This is a genomic window from Nitrobacter sp. TKz-YC01, assembly GCF_047824785.1.
GTDB lineage: Bacteria > Pseudomonadota > Alphaproteobacteria > Rhizobiales > Xanthobacteraceae > Nitrobacter.
The window spans coordinates 2,352,885-2,368,231 of record NZ_CP181167.1 but is presented as its reverse complement, the minus strand read 5'-3'; the positions used below and the strand labels follow the sequence as shown (position 1 = coordinate 2,368,231).

The 15,347-nt window shown below is 65.6% G+C and carries 16 protein-coding genes; 15 read left to right on the top strand and 1 reads right to left on the bottom strand.

The genetic code is table 11. The annotated features are described in order from the left end of the window. Window position 1: 1 nt before the first annotated feature. From ACMYR2_RS11195 to ACMYR2_RS11185, 3 genes are read left to right on the top strand one after another with little or no spacing between them, the layout of a single operon-like run. Window positions 2-760, top strand: coding sequence for a hypothetical protein (locus ACMYR2_RS11195; RefSeq protein ID WP_347265145.1), 759 nt, complete (start codon window positions 2-4; stop codon window positions 758-760). Beyond that, window positions 745-3,858, top strand: a complete 3,114-nt coding sequence (locus ACMYR2_RS11190; protein WP_416192917.1) for a DUF2309 domain-containing protein — start codon at window positions 745-747, stop codon at window positions 3,856-3,858. The genes ACMYR2_RS11195 and ACMYR2_RS11190 overlap by 16 nt, the downstream gene beginning before the upstream one ends. After that, on the top strand, window positions 3,855-4,181 hold the full coding sequence (locus ACMYR2_RS11185) for a P-II family nitrogen regulator (protein ID WP_416192916.1): 327 nt from the start codon (window positions 3,855-3,857) through the stop codon (window positions 4,179-4,181). Before ACMYR2_RS11190 ends, ACMYR2_RS11185 begins: the two co-directional genes overlap by 4 nt. Here ACMYR2_RS11185 and ACMYR2_RS11180 read toward each other — a convergent pair. Further along, window positions 4,171-5,103 (bottom strand): LysR family transcriptional regulator, encoded by a 933-nt coding sequence (locus ACMYR2_RS11180; protein ID WP_416192915.1) that lies wholly within the window; start codon window positions 5,101-5,103, stop codon window positions 4,171-4,173. The genes ACMYR2_RS11185 and ACMYR2_RS11180 overlap by 11 nt on opposite strands. A 231-nt stretch (window positions 5,104-5,334) precedes the next feature. Between ACMYR2_RS11180 and ACMYR2_RS11175 the strand changes: the two genes are divergently transcribed. The 12 genes from ACMYR2_RS11175 (at window position 5,335) to ACMYR2_RS11120 (ending at window position 15,283) form a co-directional block, all read left to right on the top strand. Next, window positions 5,335-6,756: a form I ribulose bisphosphate carboxylase large subunit gene (locus ACMYR2_RS11175; protein ID WP_416192914.1), complete on the top strand. Its 1,422-nt coding sequence runs from the start codon at window positions 5,335-5,337 to the stop codon at window positions 6,754-6,756. A 74-nt stretch (window positions 6,757-6,830) separates the two neighbouring features. Next, a complete protein-coding gene (locus ACMYR2_RS11170) occupies window positions 6,831-7,157 on the top strand; it encodes a ribulose bisphosphate carboxylase small subunit (protein WP_011315232.1) in 327 nt (108 codons plus the stop codon). A gap of 107 nt (window positions 7,158-7,264) precedes the next feature. Beyond that, on the top strand, window positions 7,265-9,970 hold the full coding sequence (locus ACMYR2_RS11165; protein ID WP_416192913.1) for a CsoS2 family carboxysome shell protein: 2,706 nt from the start codon (window positions 7,265-7,267) through the stop codon (window positions 9,968-9,970). A gap of 11 nt (window positions 9,971-9,981) precedes the next feature. Beyond that, window positions 9,982-11,505: a carboxysome shell carbonic anhydrase gene (locus tag ACMYR2_RS11160; RefSeq protein ID WP_347264275.1), complete on the top strand. Its 1,524-nt coding sequence runs from the start codon at window positions 9,982-9,984 to the stop codon at window positions 11,503-11,505. Window positions 11,506-11,518: 13 nt separating this feature from the next. Further along, complete coding sequence (locus ACMYR2_RS11155; protein WP_347264274.1) at window positions 11,519-11,776, top strand: carboxysome peptide A; 258 nt, start codon at window positions 11,519-11,521, stop codon at window positions 11,774-11,776. Then, the gene (locus ACMYR2_RS11150; RefSeq protein ID WP_347264273.1) at window positions 11,776-12,027 is read left to right on the top strand and encodes a carboxysome peptide B; all 252 of its coding nucleotides are present in this window, start codon (window positions 11,776-11,778) and stop codon (window positions 12,025-12,027) included. The genes ACMYR2_RS11155 and ACMYR2_RS11150 overlap by 1 nt, the downstream gene beginning before the upstream one ends. A gap of 97 nt (window positions 12,028-12,124) precedes the next feature. Further along, on the top strand, window positions 12,125-12,421 hold the full coding sequence (locus tag ACMYR2_RS11145) for a BMC domain-containing protein (protein WP_011315227.1): 297 nt from the start codon (window positions 12,125-12,127) through the stop codon (window positions 12,419-12,421). A 41-nt stretch (window positions 12,422-12,462) separates the two neighbouring features. Continuing rightward, complete coding sequence (locus tag ACMYR2_RS11140; protein WP_141384995.1) at window positions 12,463-12,801, top strand: BMC domain-containing protein; 339 nt, start codon at window positions 12,463-12,465, stop codon at window positions 12,799-12,801. Between the two features lie 417 nt (window positions 12,802-13,218). Beyond that, window positions 13,219-13,485, top strand: coding sequence for a 4a-hydroxytetrahydrobiopterin dehydratase (locus tag ACMYR2_RS11135; protein WP_347264272.1), 267 nt, complete (start codon window positions 13,219-13,221; stop codon window positions 13,483-13,485). Between the two features lie 3 nt (window positions 13,486-13,488). Continuing rightward, window positions 13,489-14,124, top strand: a complete 636-nt coding sequence (parA, locus tag ACMYR2_RS11130) for a ParA family partition ATPase (protein WP_347264270.1) — start codon at window positions 13,489-13,491, stop codon at window positions 14,122-14,124. After that, window positions 14,121-14,342, top strand: coding sequence for a hypothetical protein (locus tag ACMYR2_RS11125; protein ID WP_347264269.1), 222 nt, complete (start codon window positions 14,121-14,123; stop codon window positions 14,340-14,342). The genes parA and ACMYR2_RS11125 overlap by 4 nt, the downstream gene beginning before the upstream one ends. Window positions 14,343-14,362: 20 nt before the next feature. Then, the gene (locus tag ACMYR2_RS11120; protein WP_416192912.1) at window positions 14,363-15,283 is read left to right on the top strand and encodes a CbbQ/NirQ/NorQ/GpvN family protein; all 921 of its coding nucleotides are present in this window, start codon (window positions 14,363-14,365) and stop codon (window positions 15,281-15,283) included. The last annotated feature ends 64 nt before the right edge of the window (window positions 15,284-15,347 follow it).

Genomic DNA, 15,347 nt, shown 5'->3' with positions numbered 1-15,347 from the left:
CATGATCGCTTTGCTCCTTGCCTTGATCCTTCTGCCGCTGTTTCCCCTGAGCATGTTGTTCAACGCCGGGCTCCAGGTGCTGCCCGTCTGGCTGCGTGTTCCGGCGCTTGTGGCTTTCCCCACCGCGGGCGCGTGGCTGCTCAACCAGGCGGCCGCACCGCCTGAGCAATTCATCCTTCCGCTGCAACTGCTGGCCGCGTTCACCGCGCTTCTCTACGCCTGGCGGCTGCTTTCAGTGCAGGAGGTGTTCATCTGGGCGCGGCTGCAGGCGACCTCGGCCTGGCCGCTGGTGTGGCTGGCGTGGCTGCATGGCCTGCACGGGAAGACGCTGGTGTTCGTGGCTCTGGCGGTGACAGTTCCCGCCGCGGTGCTGATGGTTCTCGGCTCCAGCCTGAGCCATCGTCTCGGAGGGGCGTATCTCGGGCTGCGTGGGCGGATCGGTCCGGCCTTTCCGCGCCTGACCTGGGCCTTGGTGGTGACCATGCTTGCGGCTCTGGCGGCGCCGCCGTTCCCCGGGTTCTTCGCCATGCTTGCGGTGTTGCAGCAGATTCCCACAGGTCTGGCGGCTGTTGTGCTCGCGGTATGGTTGCTGTGGAGCTGGGCGGCCGCGATCCTGTGGCAGCACGGCCTGTTCGGGAAAGAATGGCCGCGTCCTGCGGGAACAGTCGATCTGTCATACGGCGCTGGCCTGGGGCTGATGCTTGCTGCCGTTGCCGCGGTTCTGGCTTCGATCGGAGGATGGTCATGGTGGATGCATTGAACCTCGGCCGGCGTCTGCGGGTGCGCTCGACCGCCTATGTGGCGGGTGAGCCGGTGCCGTTCTTCTGGCCGATGCGGACCTTCATTCATCACAACCCGCTCTACGGCCTCGAGGACATGCCGTTCGAGCAGGCGGTGCGTCGCGGCGCGGAGCTGTTTCACGCGCGCATGTTCCTGCCGCGCAGCGACTACCAGCGCTGGCAGCGCGAAGGCAAGGTGCGGCGGGAGACCCTCGACGAGGAGCTGGGGCGGCGCTCGCAGGACCTGCCTCCGGTTCCGGGCGTCGACTGGCCGCGCTGGCTGCATGCGCAGATGCAGACGCCGCACGACCGCGATGCGGTGGTGCGGGGCGCGCGGGCGAAGGATGTCCACGCCGCGCTGCACGGCCATCCGCCTTCCGCGCAGTCCGTGGACGTTGCCGCGCTGCTGCCGGGGCTTGAACAGCGCCTGCACGCGCTCACCCTGCCCGAGGCGGTCGATGCCCTGTGGGGCACCGAGCTCGCCGAGGAGCTCGACGAACTCGTCATTAAGAACTGTCTTGATTTCTTCGACGAAGACCAGTCCGCCTGGCGGATGCCCGGTCGCGAGCGCGGCCTGTTCTCCGCCTGGAGCGAGCTGACGCGGCGCAACGCGCGCATGTTCCTGCGCGGTCTGCACATGCCGCGTATTCTCGACCGCGTGCAGGACGCCGAGAGCGCGGTGGTCTACGTCATGGAGGAGATGGGCATCAGCGCCGACGCCTGGCCGACCTACTTCACCCGCGTGCTCACCCGGCTGCACGGCTGGACCGGCTTCGTGCGCTGGCGCGCCTCGGCCAAGCACTATTATTGGGCGCAGCAGTACCCGGCCGATATCGTCGACCTGCTGGCGATCCGGCTGATCATGGGGCTGGCGCTGCTGCAGGAAAGCGCGCGCCATCGCGGCACGCCGATGCGGCGTGACGAGCTCAGCGCCGTGGTGCGCGAACGCGGCGCGGAATGCGTGCTGCGCCACGCGCTGCACAGCGGCGAGGTGCTGCCCGACTGGGCGCAGCGCATCGACGACACGCTGGCGCGCGGCAACGGCGCCCGCTGCCATGATCTCCTGCAACGCTACTGGCCGTTGTGGCAGGCCCGGCTCGGGCAGCAACAGGCCGCCGCGCTGCGCGAGCTGGCCACCGCCGCGAACGCCGCCGCCGCGCTCGATGCGCTGGCGCCGGAAGACGTCGGGAATCTGTTGCAGGGCCTGCGGGACTTCGCGCCGCAGGAAGGCATGGTGTGGACCCTGGCGATGGAGGGGCAGGCCATCGACAAGCTGCTCACCCAGGTGCAGGCGCCGCAGGATCCGCCACCCGACAAGCGGCCGTTCGCGCAGGCCTGGTTCTGCATCGACGTGCGAGCCGAACCCATCCGCCGCCACCTGGAGCGCGTGGGTAATTACCAGACCTTCGGCATCGCCGGCTTCTTCGGCGTGCCGGTGGGTTTCCTCGGCTACGGCAAGGGCAGCGAAAGCCATTACTGCCCGGCGGTGATCACGCCCAAAAACCTGGTGCTGGAGCTGCCCGCCGCGCTGGACCCCCACAACGAGGATTTCGTCAGCACGCTCGGCCATGCGCTGCACGATCTCAAGAAGTCGGTGCTCTCGCCCTACGTCACGGTGGAGGCGGTGGGCATGCTGTTCGGGCTGGACCTGTTCGGCAAAACCCTGGCGCCTTTGGGCTACAGCCGCTGGCGCAGCCGCATGGATACCGAAAAGCCGGTGACCCGTCTGCTGGTGGACAAGCTCAGCCGCGAGCAGGCCGACTCCATCATCCGCACCCTGCAGCGGGCGATGATCGTCAAGGCGCTGCATGACGAACTGAAGATCGAGCGCGAGCGGGTGGATGACGACATGATCCGCGAGCTGCGCGAGATCGCGCTGCGCCGCCGCGACGGACCGACGCGGCTGCGCACGGAGTTCGGCGTGCCGCAGACGCAGGAGGCCGGGTTCATCGACAAGCTGCGCCAAGTCTACGGCGTCGATGCCGACTACGCCAATCATCAGCTCGAGCGGCTGGGACGCATCGGCTACTCGCTCGACGAGCAGGTCAACTACGTGCACACGGCCCTGACCATGATCGGGCTGACCCAGACCTTCTCGCGCTTCGTGCTGGTTGTCGGCCACGGCGGCAAGACCGAGAACAACCCTTACGAGTCGGCGCTGGACTGCGGCGCCTGCGGCGGCGCCAGCGGCATCGTGAACGCCCGGGTGTTCGCGCAGATGGCCAACAAGCCCGCGGTGCGCGAGCGGCTGGCGGCCATGGGCATCACCATCCCGGAAGACACCTGGTTCATGCCCGCGCTGCATGTCACCACCACCGACGCCATCGAACTGTCCGACCTCGACCTGCTGCCGCCGCGCCACCTGGTGTATCTGGAACGCCTGCGCGAGGGCCTGCGAGCGGCCTCGCGCCTGACGGCGGCCGAGCGCATGCCGAAACTGTTGCCGGAGGCGAAGTCACTCGAACCGGCGGAAGCCTTGCGCCTGGCGAACCGCCTGGCGGTGGACTGGGCGCAGGTGCGCCCCGAATGGGGACTGTCGGGGAACGTATACGGCATCGTCGGCCGCCGCGCGCTCACCGAGAACTCCGACCTGCAGGGCACCGCCTTCCTGCTGTCCTACGACTGGCGCTGCGACCCCAAGGGCCGGCTGCTGGAAAACCTGCTGGCAGCCCCGGTGGTGGTGGGCCAGTGGATCAATCTCGAACACTTCTTCTCCACCGTGGACAATGCCCATCTGGGCAGCGGCAGCAAGGTCTACCACAACGTGTCCGGCCGCTTCGGGGTGATGACCGGCAGCCTGAGCGATCTGCGGACCGGCCTGCCGATGCAGACGGTGATGCGCGAGGGACGCCCCTACCACGAGCCGATGCGCCTGATCGCGCTGATCGAGGCGCCGCTGGACTTCGCCGGCGGCGTGCTGCAGCGCGTGGTCAAGGTCAAGAGCCTGGTGCTCGGCGGCTGGATACGCGCCATCGTCATCGACCCCACCCAGGGCTATAAGCCTTTTATCTTCAACAACGGCCAATGGGAGGAGCGTCCCCCGCTGATCGCTCCCGCCGAGAAGGAATACTTCGCATGAACGAGATCAAGCTGCATCCACTGAAGAAGCTGGAAATCATTCTCCAGGGCGAGCACAGGGAATTTGCCACTGATCTGCTCGATCGCGCCGGAGTCAAGGGCTACACCATCATCGGCAATCTGTCCGGGAAGGGCGCCCACGGCATGTACGAAGGGCACTTGATGTTCAATGAAGATGACGTTCTCATCATGATCATCGCCGCCGTGCCGCAAAGCCTGTTCGATCCGCTGCTCGAGGGCTTCCAGCCGTTTTTCGAGGCCCATTCAGGAGTGCTTTTCGTCAGCGACATCCAGGTCGGCCGCCTGGTGAAATTCATGGGGTGAACGGCGTTTGCTGCGGATGTTTGGGCGAGGCCAGCGGCCGCGCCTGCTGAGTGATGAACGCCAGGAAGGACTGCGCCACCGCCGATAGCCGCTTGCCCTTGCGGTGGACGACGAACCATTGCCGCACGATGGGGAAACTTTCCACGTCGAGGGTGACGAGGCGGCGTATCGCCAGTTCCAGTTCCAGGGTGTGCAGCGAGAGGATCCCCAGCCCCAGTCTGGCCTCGACGGCCTGCTTGATGGCCTCGTTGCTGCTCATTTCCATGACCGAGTTGAACTCCACGCCGAGGCGCGAAAAATGCCGTTCCGCGGCATTGCGCGTACCGGAGCCGGGCTCGCGTGTAATGAACGGCTGGCAACCCAATTCCGTCAGCGGGATCTTGCGGCGTCCGGCCAGCTGATGCTCGGGCGAGGCGATGACCATGAGGGGGTTGTCGAGGAACGCGCGCGCGACAAGCTCGCTGTCTTCCGGCGGCTGCCCCATGATGGCCAGATCCTGATTCGCCGCCGAAAGCGTCTCAAGGATATGCGTCTGGTTGGACACCTGCAGGCGCACCTGCACTCTGGCGTGGCAGGCGCAGAAAGCTGCGATGAGCTTGGGCATGAAGTAATTGGCCGTGCTGGCCACGGTGAGGTCGAGTTCTCCGCGATGGACACCGCGGAACTCTTCCATCGCGGACTCGAGGTCGCGCATCTTGGCGCCGATGAGCGTGGTGTGGCGGTGCAACTCGCGGCCCGCGTCGGTCGGCCGGATTTTTTTTCCGACATGGTCGAACAGCGGCACGCCGATCTGTTCTTCCAACTGCCGCATCTGCATCGAGACCGCCGGCTGCGTGAGATGCAGAGCATCGGCCGCGCGCGTGAAGCTCTCCTGTTGCAACACGGCGTCGAAGATCTGGAGCTGTCTGAGAGTGAGATGCATGGCCAATATATAAGTTACTCTAATGTATATGATCAAAAATAACAATTAGTGTTTATGCGGGTCATCTTCTATGTTCAGGGCTCGTGAATCGCGGGGCCGGCTGAATCACAGACCCTGCTGAGACCCACGAACGTCATCCCCGGGCCGGGTGGGGGGATGGCCACCGCACAGCGGTAGGTCCTCGCCCGTCGTTCGCTTACCGCAAAAGCGCGCATGAAGGAGTCCTCGAATATGGCAGTCAAATCGTACCAGGCCGGCGTCACGCAATATCGGCAAAGCTATTGGCAGCCGGATTACGTGCCTCTCGACACCGATATCCTGGCGTGTTTCAAGATCACGCCGCAGCCTGGTGTGGATCGCGAAGAAGCGGCGGCGGCGGTTGCTGCCGAGTCGTCCTGCGGCACCTGGACCACGGTGTGGACCGATCTGCTGACCGACCTCGACTACTACAAGGGTCGCGCGTATCGCCTCGAGGACGTGCCGGGCGACGATACCTGCTATTACGCTTTCATTGCCTACCCCATCGACCTTTTTGAAGAAGGCTCGGTCGTCAACGTGTTCACCTCGCTGGTGGGCAACGTGTTCGGGTTCAAGGCTGTCCGCGCGCTGCGTCTGGAAGATCTTCGCTTCCCCATCGCCTACGTGAAGACCTGCGGCGGTCCTCCGCACGGTATTCAGGTCGAGCGCGACAAGCTCAACAAGTACGGCCGTCCGCTGTTGGGCTGCACCATCAAGCCGAAGCTCGGCCTGTCCGCGAAGAACTACGGCCGCGCCTGTTATGAAGCGCTGCGCGGCGGTCTGGACTTCACCAAGGACGACGAGAACATCAACAGCCAGCCGTTCATGCGCTGGCGCGACCGTTTCGATTTCGTGATGGAAGCGGTCCAGAAGGCGGAACAGGAGACGGGCGAGCGGAAGGGTCACTATCTCAACGTCACCGCGCCGACGCCCGAGGAAATGTACAAGCGCGCCGAGTACGCCAAGGAAATCCGCGCTCCGATCATCATGCACGATTACCTCGCTGGCGGCCTCTGCGCCAACGCCGGTCTGGCGAACTGGTGCCGCAACAACGGAATGCTGCTGCACATCCATCGCGCCATGCATGCGGTGATCGACCGTAACCCGCATCACGGCATCCACTTCCGCGTGCTGACGAAGATTCTGCGTCTGTCGGGCGGCGACCATCTGCATACCGGCACCGTTGTGGGCAAGCTCGAAGGCGACCGTGCGTCCACACTGGGCTGGATCGACCTGCTGCGTGAATCCTTCGTTCCCGAAGATCGCTCGCGCGGCATCTTCTTCGATCAGGACTGGGGCTCGATGCCGGGCGGCTTCGCCGTGGCGTCCGGCGGCATCCACGTCTGGCACATGCCGGCGCTGGTCACGATCTTCGGCGACGATTCGGTGTTGCAGTTCGGTGGCGGCACGCTGGGCCATCCCTGGGGTAACGCCGCAGGCGCGCACGCCAACCGCGTGGCGCTCGAAGCCTGCGTCCAGGCGCGCGGCGAGGGCCGTCATCTGGAGAAGGAAGGCAAGGATATTCTCACCGCCGCCGCCGCTCACTCGCCTGAACTGAAGATCGCCATGGAAACGTGGAAAGAGATCAAGTTCGAGTTCGAAACGATGGACAAGCTCGCCATCGCCAACAAGTAAGCCGGTCGACGGATACGGTGGGCGGCGCGCTCCGTGGGTGCGCCGCCGCGCAGCAAAACCGAAAGGACTAAGTCATGGCCGTTCAAGCCTACCGTTCGCTCAAGAAATACGAGACCTTCTCCTATCTGCCGCAGATGACGCCCGAGCAGGTGCGCCGTCAGATCGCTCACGCTATCGCGCAGGGCTGGAATCCGGCGGTCGAGCACACCGAGAAGGGTACGCCCGCCAAGGCGAGCTACTGGTACATGTGGAAGCTGCCGTTGTTCGGCGAGCAGTCCGTCGACGCCGTGGTGGCCGAGATCGAAGCCTGCCACCGCGAATTCCCGGATCAGATGGTGCGCTTCGTCGCGTACGACAATTACGCTCAGAGTCAGGGCATGGCATTCGTCGTGTACCGCTGATGAGATGAAATGGGTGCTGGAGCCGACTCGATTCGGCGCCCATGACCTGCTCGCGGCGCGGCGCATCGGCGCCGCCCCTTCATCGAGTTCTTTGTGCTGAGGTCCGAATGACAAACGTCGCCCCCGGTCATGCCACTGCAGCTCTATCCGGCCGTGAACTGGCGCTTCAACGCCGGCAGGCCATGGCGCGTCACGGCAAGGCCGGGGCCGTCGTGGCGCAAGCCGACAAGCGCTCCGCGGCCGGCCGGTTGCAGCTCAATGCGGCGCATGTCGCCAGCTCCACCCGTAGCAATGCTCAGGCCGCATCGGCGGCATCTTCTTCCGCTTCGGCTGCGATCATCCAGCCGACGGCGCCGAAGTCCGCGGCAAGGGCTCGCCGGCAGGCGCTGTCCACGGTCGGCAAAGCGGCGTTGAAGAACGCAGGGCAGGGCGTGGCGTCCCGTCCGGCGGCGCATGTGCGTCCGCGGCGTCCGGCTCCCACGGAAGTGCGCAACTCTGATTGCGGCTGCGGTTGTGGCGGGCAATGCAGTTGCGGTGGACAATGTGGTTGCAGCCACGGCGCGCAGCGGAAGGAAGCGGCGCAGATCGAGGCGGTGCGGATCGATGCGCCGGCGGCTGCGCGTCCAGCCGTAAATCCGGTGGAATCGTCCGGTCGCGCGCTCGCGAAAATGCGCCGTGCCGCGCTGAACCAGGACGGCAAGAAGGGTCTCAAGCGCGTCGCCCAGGCGACACGGATCGCTGCCTCGATGCCGGAGCAGGATTGGCAGAGCGCCATGCTGAAGGGCGCGACCGGCCGTCAGGTTGCGATGCAGCATCGGATGGTACGGGCACTGGCGGGCCGGGTCGACAAGGCGTCTGGCGCCGGCACTCGCCCGACCGGCCGGATACGCGCCCGCAATGTGGTCGAGGCGCCGCCCAAGGTCGAGGAGGGGCACACTCTCTCCGGGCAGGCGGTCACCGGGACCCAGGTGGAGCGCATCTCCAAGGTAACCGGCAATGAGCCGGGCTCCTGCCGCGCCATTACCGGCACCGAGTATATCGGCTTCGAGCAGTTCCAGACGCTCTGCGGCGTCCGGCCCGAGCCGACCGTGCCCAAGGTCGCGGTCAGCAGCACGCTGCGCGAGCAGCGCGTCACCGGCACCGCGCTGGGACGCTCCACCAGGACCACCGGCGACGAGGCGGGAGCCTGTCGCCCCGTGACTGGCACGGAATACCTTTCCGCCGAGCGCTTTGAGCAATTCTGTTCGGCGCGGCCGGATGCGCGGCCCCAGAAGGTGGCGCTCACGAGCACCGACAAGGGCAAGACCGTCACCGGCGCGCTGGTCGATCGTCCGCGCCGCGTCACGGGCGTCGAACATGGCGCCGACCGCGCCATCACCGGCACGCGTTACAGTCAGGGAGAAACCGACGACGCGCCCCCGAAGGTGGCGATCACCCATACGGCTGCGGGCAAGCCCGTCACCGGCACGGTGGTCGGCCGCAGCGAACGGCAGACCGGCGACGAGGCCGGGAGCTGCCGCCCGATTACCGGCACCGAGTATCACACGGTTGAACAATTTCGCGACTTTTGTCGAACTCCGCCGCCGGGAGGAGGCCCGCGAAAGGTCAGCGTGATGTCCACCCGCGACGAGCAGATCGTCTCGGGGACCGCGGTCGATCGGTCGGCCAAGGTGACGGGCAACGAGGTCGGCTCCTGCCGCAGCATCACGGGCAGCCAGTACTACACCACTGCCGACTTCGCCGGGTTGTGCAAAACGCCCAGCCCCAGGAAGGTGTCTGAGATGCAGACGCTGCGCGGTCGGACCGTGACCGGTTCGGAGGTCGCCCCAAGCCCAAAATTGTCCGGTGACGAGTCTTATGGGTGCGAACCCGTCACCGGCACGGACTACATTGGCACCCGCCAGTTGGCCGCCGTATGTCCGGTCGAGGCGGTGCCGACCGTCTCGCCGGTGAGCAAAGTCGTGGTCGATACCACGCTGCGCGGCCAGACGATCACGGGCATCGCTGCTGGACGCGCGGAACATGTGACCGGAAACGAAGCCGGGACCTGTTCGCCGATCAGCGGCACCCCCTACATCGGTCAGGGCCAGTATACCGGTTTCTGCCAGGCGCCGCAGCGCGAGCAGCAGGCCGCGCGGATCCGCGACAGTGCGGTGATTCCTTCCACCGTGGTCACCGGCGATCGGCCGGGCGCGGGCGGATCGCAGGTCACCGGCGACGAGCGTGGCGCGTGTGAGCCGATTTCGGGAACGCCTTACCTTGGGCTGGATAATATTTCGTCCGGGCAATGTGCGATGAGCGACCGCTTCCGCGCGCGGGATGCGGATCAACGCCCGCCCGCTCCCCGGGATTTCAGCATCAACATTCCAGCTCGGGAGGCTGCGCGCGAGCGGCAGACCGAGGTCATCACCGGCAGCGGCCTGAGCAGTTCGCGCATCACCGGCCCGATCAACAAGGCCGATGGCCTGATCACCGGCACCCCGGAGTTCCGGCACGGCGGTCAAACGCGACGTCCGCGTGACGAGGAGCATTCGCTTCCTGCTGCGCGGCGCCTGAGCGGCGAGGGCAGTCAGCAGGGGCGACGTGTCTCGGGAGACGCCTGGGACGGCAACAGCCGTGTCACCGGCACCGAGGGTTCGTCCAGCCTGGCGCGAAATCCCTCCATGCGCGGTCAGCCGCGCGGAGCCGGAACGAGCGCCATGGCCTTCCGTAGCGTTGAGCGGCCTGAAGTGCCTGAGTCGGTCATTACCGGATCGGCTGGCAATACCCGGCGCGGTGCTACGGTGACCGTCTCCGGTGGGGCGCGCGGCTGAGGATCGCGGATATGAACACGCGCAAACGCCTTCAGGCCCTGCGACGAGAGCCCAGCCCGGTTGCCGCGGCTGCGGCCGAGGTGGAGGCCATGCCCCATCATCCGGCGTGCATTGTTGGCGGCGGGCAGATGTGCGAACATGCGCTGGTCGATCGCGATCTCAATCGCCTGCTGTTCGATTACGAGCGAAAAGTACGCTCGCGCTTTACCCGCATCGTCGATGTGCTCAAGCGTATCTCCGCGCATCAGCACGACGAGAGCTTCATCGAGCGCTCGCAGCAGCTTGCCCGCGAGCAGCTCGGCTTCGATCTGCCGGCGCAGTTGCTCGAAGATGCGTGGGTGTGCGGGCTGGATTTGTCCGCACTGCATTCACGCTGCATATTCAGCGCGCTGAAATCGAGCGTCGAAAACGCACAGACCGAGCAGGTCGGCTGGCGCCAGCGCGTGCCGCTGGACGAAAACTTCCTGCGTTCGTGCGGCTATCACACCGTGGACATCAGCCCTTGTTCCGACGGCCGGCTGCAGGGCGTCAGCCCCTATGTGTTGCGCATTTTGCCCGGACCGAATGTACGGGTGAAGGCCTATGCCGGCGCGCTGTTCGACGTCGAGGCCGACGTGGCGGACTGGGCGCGCCGCGAAGTCCAGCGGTTGTCGGGCGCCATGGTCGATGGCGACCGCCTGAACTTCCTCAAGATCGCTGTTTATCATTTCAGCAGTTCTTCACCCGACGGTCATGGTTGCGCGGCCCACGGCAGCAACGATCGTCAGGCCACGCAGGCCGCGCTGCAGCGCCTGCACGAGTTGCGGGCGGCTGTCGATCAGACATTTGGCGCAGGCGCCGCGCCGGACGTCCTGCTGATCGGTGTTGACACGGACCTGGATGCGTTGCGTATCCATTTGCCGGATGGCTTCGGGGAACTCAACGCCCATCGCTACTTCGAAACCGCGCAGGTCTATCGCGACACCCTGGGGCTTCCGTCCGACGCGGCGCGGACCCGCATCGCCGAGATCGTTGCCGGCGCGGAAGGCATGGGTGGCCGGGACCAGGGCAATGGCCGTATGAACGAGGGTGTGCGCCGCCTGGTGCTGGCGCTGGCCGAAGCCAACCTGTCCCAGATCGAATACGTCATCAAGCACCACACCGGGCGCTACAAGACCATCGGGCACGACGAGGAATGCATCGTCGCCGGTCATGCGGTGAGGTCGCTGCAATTGCGCAATCTGTTTTATTTCGCGCATCTCGACACGATCGAGGAGGGTGCGCCCGACATGGACGTCGGGATCAAAATCTTCGCCAAACTCAATGTGGCGCATGGTCTGCCGGTGCCCGTACTGGTGCATTTTGAGTACGACGCGCGGATTCCTCAATCGCGCGAGCGGGCGATCGCGCGGGGTCGGCGGGTGCGCGACGCGATCGAGGCGCGTTACCCGGATCTCGCCGCCCGGGGCCTGCTCAATTGCGCGATTGCGGTGAGTGAACGCGCAGGCGACGAGACCTGCGTGTTCGTCGCCGATGACCCTGTCGACGATCATTGAGGATGTATGCGCCATGAAAATCATGCGTGTAAGAACCACCCTCGTGTCGACCAATCGCATCGATGCCATGGGTCATCGTCCGCTTCTTGTCGTTCAGGAAACGCCGAACGGGCCGCGCAGCGTCGCGGTCGACGCCGTCGGCTGCATTCCGGGCGACTGGGTGATTTGCGTGGGCTCCTCCGCGGCGCGCGATGCGGCGGGAGCCAAGGATTATCCGTCCGATCTGACCATCGTCGGCATTATCGACCACTGGAATCCGGAGGCATCGTGATGGAAGTCTGGCGCGTGGTCGACGAACTTGTCTGCACCCGGCGTGTGCCGGAGATGGGTTCGGCTTCGCTTCGCATTCTGAAGGGCCAGAAGGGAGACATATCGGTCGCGACCGATCCTGTCGGAGCCCCCCCTGGCAAATGGGTATTCACCGCCGCCGGCACGGCCGCACGCATGGCCATGCCCGATCGAACAGTGGCGACCGATCTGGCCATCTGCGGGATCATCGATGGCTGGGAGGAAGAGGCATGACGCGGTGAGCAAAGAGCAGAGCGGCGCGCGCGCAGCGGGCGTCAGGGTGCAGTGACTGGCTTGAGTTTCTTTTATTTCGACAACAAGGAGCGAACAAATGGCTGAGATAATGGGTATTGCCCTGGGCATGATTGAAACGCGCGGACTGGTTCCGGCGATCGAGGCGGCGGACGCGATGACCAAGGCCGCCGAGGTGCGCCTGATCTCGCGTCAATTCGTCGGCGGCGGCTACGTTACCGTGCTGGTGCGCGGCGAGACCGGCGCGGTCAATGCGGCGGTGCGTGCCGGTGCTGACGCCTGCGAGCGCGTTGGCGACGGTCTGGTGGCCGCGCACATCATTGCGCGCGTGCACAGCGAGGTTGAGGGCATCCTGCCGAAGACGCCGAGCGCCTAAGCACGGTTTTTTGTACGGTAAGTAACGGGAAGGACTACGACATGGCAACACACGTCAACGGCATCGCCCTGGGCATGATCGAAACTCGCGGGCTGGTTCCGGCGATCGAAGCGGCCGACGCGATGACCAAGGCTTCCGAAGTCCGGCTGATCGGCCGGCAGTTCGTCGGTGGCGGCTACGTCACGGTGTTGGTGCGCGGCGAAACCGGTGCGGTCAACGCGGCGGTGCGTGCCGGTGCTGACGCCTGCGAGCGCGTGGGCGATGGTCTGGTGGCAGCGCACATCATCGCGCGCGTGCACAGCGAGGTCGAGGGCATCCTGCCGACGAAGCCTGACTCGAACGGCGGCCGCGACTCCGAGGTCACGTCCACCCGCAGCTGATCCTGCGCGGAGAGCGTCATGGCGATCGATCGGCAAATCCTGGCTCGCACGCGCGCTCAACCAAGCGCTGGCGGCGTGCGGCGGCATCTTCTCCCAGCGTGCTCTCACGCCGGTGGGCAGATGCTGACGAGTCGGCGCATGCGCCATGCTGCGAGGCGGAGCAGACCAGGTCATGCCGGGCGTTGGATGGCGCGGCAGGGTCTGCCGGGCACGACACCTTGCGGCGGGCGGTTGCCCGCGGCGCGGCCGGGTCTGGCATCGGATTCTGGGTCGGGGTCCTGCGGATTGATGTCGACGCGTTGATGGACGCGCCGACGGTTGCGCGGTAACGGCGCCGCGTCGCTATTCGAAGCCTTGCTACAGGAGGCGCTAGCGTATCTCGACACGTAACCCAGATCGAACCGGGGTAGGACGCCCATGACTGATGATTTCCAAGGTTGGGAGCGCCGCGACAAGCCGCCGACGTTGTTTCGCCGCTTCGCGTTTGCGCAATACGCGCAGACCCGCGCCTTCCTCGACGCGCTGTCGGCGCTGTCCGAGGAGGTTCAGCGCCATCCGCAGAACATCAATTTCGGCACCACCTATGTCAACATCACGATCGGGGCGGCCGACGACACCGCGTTGAGCGCCGAGGACGAACGGTTCGCCGGGCGTATAGCTGCTCTAGCCGGGCGCGGGGAGTGAGCGATGAGCGGGCCACTGGTCATCGCGGTGATCAACCAGAAAGGCGGCGCCGGCAAAACCACCGTGGCCATGCATCTCGGTGCGGGGCTGGCGCGCCGGGCATCCGCGGTCGTGGTCGATCTTGATCCGCAGGGCTCGGCCACGCAATGGGCCGCGGCAGGCACGCAAACTTTTCCGGCGACGGTCAAGCAACTGCGCGTGGGATCCGGCGTTGTCGATCTGCGGCGGGATTTTCGCGCCTATCCCTTCGTCGTGCTGGACTGTCCGCCGGCGGTCGACAGCCGCGCGGCGGCGCTGGCGCTGCAAAGCTGTGACGTGGCCGTCATTCCGGTGTTGCCCTCGCCGATGGATTTGTGGGCCAGCCTGAGGCTGCCGCAGGACATCGATGACGCTCGGCGGAATAATCCCCGGCTGCGCGCCTACCTGCTGCCGAATCAGATCGAGACGCGCAGCGCGCTATCGGCGGCGATGCAAGAGGCGTTGGCCGAGTTCGGACTGCCGGTACTTCGTACTGCGGTGCGTCGCCGCGGCATCTACAAGACCGCCGCGCTTGAGGGCGTGTCGGCCTACCAACTAGGGGCGCGCGGCCAAAGTGCGGTCGCGGAGATCGAAGGCCTCATAGAGGAGATCCTTGCATGACCAGCATCAAAGACAAGCTCGCCAGCAGCGTCCGTCAGGCCAAGACCGGCGCGGAGTCCGCCCCGGCTGAAAAGGCTGAAGCTCGCTCCAAGAAGCCGCGCCCGGATTCGGGCGCCAGCAAGCCGGCCGCCGCCAAGCCTGCGCCTCCACAATCAATGGCGGCCGCGCCGCCGGAGAGTGCGCAGGAACTGTTTCCCGACCGCATTTGGCCGGATTGAGATTTGCAGGAGTTCAGATCATGGGTGATCTCAGCAGCCGCGGTTACCTTCCGCGACGAAACCCCGCCTTCCACGTGCCGGCTGCCGCCTCCGCGCGAAGCGAAGCTGCGCCGGTCGCGGCGACGCACACGAGCGGCGCCACGGCCGCGCTCGACGCCTATCGCGTCGCCAAGGAGCCGTACTATCGTGCGGTCGCCGATGAAATCGCGCTTTATGAGGCTGCTTATTCGGTCCGTATGCCGATGATGCTGAAGGGGCCGACAGGTTGCGGCAAAACGCGCTTCGTTGAATACATGGCGTGGAAGCTCGGCAAGCCGCTGGTCACCGTTGCGTGCAACGAAGACATGACCGCCAGCGATCTGGTCGGCCGCTTCCTGCTCGACGCCAACGGCACCCGCTGGCAGGATGGGCCTTTGACCATGGCGGCCCGCTTCGGCGGAATCTGCTATCTCGACGAAGTGGTCGAGGCGCGTCAGGACACCACTGTCGTGATCCACTCCCTGACGGATGCCCGGCGCATTCTTCCGCTGGAGAAGAAGGGCGAGATCGTCGAAGCACATCCGGATTTTCAGGTCGTCATCTCCTACAACCCCGGCTACCAGTCGCTGATGAAGGATCTGAAGCAGTCGACCAAGCAGCGGTTCGGCGCGCTGGACTTCAATTACCCTGAGCACGAGGTCGAGGCCGAGATCGTCGTGCACGAGAGCGGCGTGGAATTGGACGCGGCAAAGAAGCTGGTCCATATCGCCGAACATGCGCGCAACCTCAAAGGCCATGGACTGGATGAGGGTATCTCGACCCGCATGCTGATCTACGCCGGCTCGCTGATTTCCCGCGGCGTGGCGCCGCTGGCTGCCTGCCGCGTGGCGTTGGTGCGCCCCATCACGGATGATCCCGATATGCGCAACGCGCTTGATTCCGCGGTGACGACATATTTCTGAGCGTCTCCCACGGTTGGCAGACGCGAGGTGAGAAAGGAAACGACAGGTCGGCCGGGGCCAGCAT

Excerpts from the sequence above, each read along its gene's own strand:
- ACMYR2_RS11175 (WP_416192914.1), top strand. The coding sequence starts at position 5,335 with ATGGCAGTCAAATCGTACCAGGCCGGCGTCACGCAATATCGGCAAAGC.
- ACMYR2_RS11120 (WP_416192912.1), top strand. The coding sequence starts at position 14,363 with ATGGGTGATCTCAGCAGCCGCGGTTACCTTCCGCGACGAAACCCCGCC.
- ACMYR2_RS11135 (WP_347264272.1), top strand. The coding sequence starts at position 13,219 with ATGACTGATGATTTCCAAGGTTGGGAGCGCCGCGACAAGCCGCCGACG.
- ACMYR2_RS11155 (WP_347264274.1), top strand. The coding sequence starts at position 11,519 with ATGAAAATCATGCGTGTAAGAACCACCCTCGTGTCGACCAATCGCATC.
- ACMYR2_RS11150 (WP_347264273.1), top strand. The coding sequence starts at position 11,776 with ATGGAAGTCTGGCGCGTGGTCGACGAACTTGTCTGCACCCGGCGTGTG.
- ACMYR2_RS11195 (WP_347265145.1), top strand. The coding sequence starts at position 2 with ATGATCGCTTTGCTCCTTGCCTTGATCCTTCTGCCGCTGTTTCCCCTG.
- ACMYR2_RS11170 (WP_011315232.1), top strand. The coding sequence starts at position 6,831 with ATGGCCGTTCAAGCCTACCGTTCGCTCAAGAAATACGAGACCTTCTCC.
- ACMYR2_RS11125 (WP_347264269.1), top strand. The coding sequence starts at position 14,121 with ATGACCAGCATCAAAGACAAGCTCGCCAGCAGCGTCCGTCAGGCCAAG.
- ACMYR2_RS11165 (WP_416192913.1), top strand. The coding sequence starts at position 7,265 with ATGACAAACGTCGCCCCCGGTCATGCCACTGCAGCTCTATCCGGCCGT.
- ACMYR2_RS11185 (WP_416192916.1), top strand. The coding sequence starts at position 3,855 with ATGAACGAGATCAAGCTGCATCCACTGAAGAAGCTGGAAATCATTCTC.
- ACMYR2_RS11180 (WP_416192915.1), bottom strand. The coding sequence starts at position 5,103 with ATGCATCTCACTCTCAGACAGCTCCAGATCTTCGACGCCGTGTTGCAA.
- parA (WP_347264270.1), top strand. The coding sequence starts at position 13,489 with ATGAGCGGGCCACTGGTCATCGCGGTGATCAACCAGAAAGGCGGCGCC.
- ACMYR2_RS11190 (WP_416192917.1), top strand. The coding sequence starts at position 745 with ATGGTGGATGCATTGAACCTCGGCCGGCGTCTGCGGGTGCGCTCGACC.
- ACMYR2_RS11160 (WP_347264275.1), top strand. The coding sequence starts at position 9,982 with ATGAACACGCGCAAACGCCTTCAGGCCCTGCGACGAGAGCCCAGCCCG.
- ACMYR2_RS11140 (WP_141384995.1), top strand. The coding sequence starts at position 12,463 with ATGGCAACACACGTCAACGGCATCGCCCTGGGCATGATCGAAACTCGC.
- ACMYR2_RS11145 (WP_011315227.1), top strand. The coding sequence starts at position 12,125 with ATGGCTGAGATAATGGGTATTGCCCTGGGCATGATTGAAACGCGCGGA.